Below are 1,172 nucleotides of genomic sequence, written 5' to 3'. Positions count from 1 at the left end.
GTAAGGCCTGTTTCCAACGACGGTGGCAGCCGGTGCAGGCAATAAACCGGGACGCTTATGACCGATACTCCGCAGGACCCCACCGTTACGCTCGAAGCCGAACAGGTCGCCGACTACCTTCGCCGGCACCCTGAATTCTTCGTCGACCATGACGAGCTGATCCCGGAGATGCGCATTCCGCACCAGCCGGGCGATGCCGTGTCACTGGTGGAGCGCCAGGTGCGCCTGCTGCGCGAGCGCAAGATCGAGAGGCGCCTTCGGCTCTCGCAGCTGATGGACGTGGCCCGCGACAACGTCCGCCTGTTCGACAAGACCCGCCGCCTGGTGCTCGACCTGCTCGACGCCACCAGCCTGGAGGAAATCGTCAGCACGGTGGAAGACAGCCTGCGCCACGAGTTCCTGGTGCCCTACGTCAGCCTGATCCTGTTCAGCGACAACAATTTGCCGGTCGGCCGCTCGGTGAGCAGCGCCGAAGCGCACCAGGCCATCGGCGGCCTGCTGTCCGGCGGCAAGACCGTCTGCGGCGTGCTGCGCCCCCACGAGCTGGCCTTCCTGTGCTGCGAAAGCGAACGCGAGCAGGTCGGCTCCGCCGCCGTGGTGCCGCTGACCTTCCAGGGCCTGCACGGCGTGCTGGCGATCGGCAGCCCCGATCCGCAGCACTACAAGAGTTCGCTGGGCACCCTGTTCCTCGGCTACGTCGCCGAGGTCCTCGCGCGCACCCTGCCGCGCTTCTCCACGCCACTGCGCTCGGTACGCTGAAAGCGGCGGCAAGCTGCAGGCTTCAGGCGGCCGAGTGCTTTTTCCTGGAGCCTGCGACCTGCAGCCTGGAGCCTTCCGTTGACACTTGAAGCTGGCATCGATGCCTATCTGGAACACCTGCGCAGCGAGCGTCAGGTCTCCGTGCACACGCTCGATGGCTACCGCCGCGACCTGGTGCGCCTCGCTGCGCTGTGTGAAAAATCCTCGATCAACGAATGGTCGGCACTGCAGGTGCGCGACCTGCGCCTGTTCGTCGCTCGCCTGCACCAGCAGGGCCTCGCCAGCCGCAGCCTGGCGCGTCTGCTGTCGGCCACCCGCGGGCTGTACCAGTACCTGATCCGCGAAGGCCGCTGCCGGCACGATCCCGCCGCCGGTCTCGCTGCGCCCAAGGGTGCACGCAAGCTGCCACGCAC

At 67.2% G+C, this 1,172-nt stretch carries 2 protein-coding genes; both read left to right on the top strand.

The annotated features are described in order from the left end of the window. The first annotated feature begins 57 nt into the window (after positions 1–57). Positions 58–759 (top strand): DUF484 family protein, encoded by a 702-nt coding sequence (locus DVU99_RS19560; protein ID WP_114241908.1) that lies wholly within the window; start codon positions 58–60, stop codon positions 757–759. Between the two features lie 78 nt (positions 760–837). Continuing rightward, positions 838–1,172, top strand: a 335-nt coding sequence (locus DVU99_RS19555) for a site-specific integrase (RefSeq protein WP_198670402.1), incomplete at its 3' end; no start/stop codon positions are given.

The organism is Dyella sp. C9 (genome assembly GCF_003332825.1).
Taxonomy (GTDB): Bacteria; Pseudomonadota; Gammaproteobacteria; order Xanthomonadales; family Rhodanobacteraceae; genus Dyella.
This window is presented reverse-complemented; position numbering and strand designations above follow the sequence as displayed.

What these genes read in the sequence shown, in the direction of transcription:
- DVU99_RS19560 (WP_114241908.1), top strand. Translation starts at nt 58, where the DNA reads ATGACCGATACTCCGCAGGACCCCACCGTTACGCTCGAAGCCGAACAG.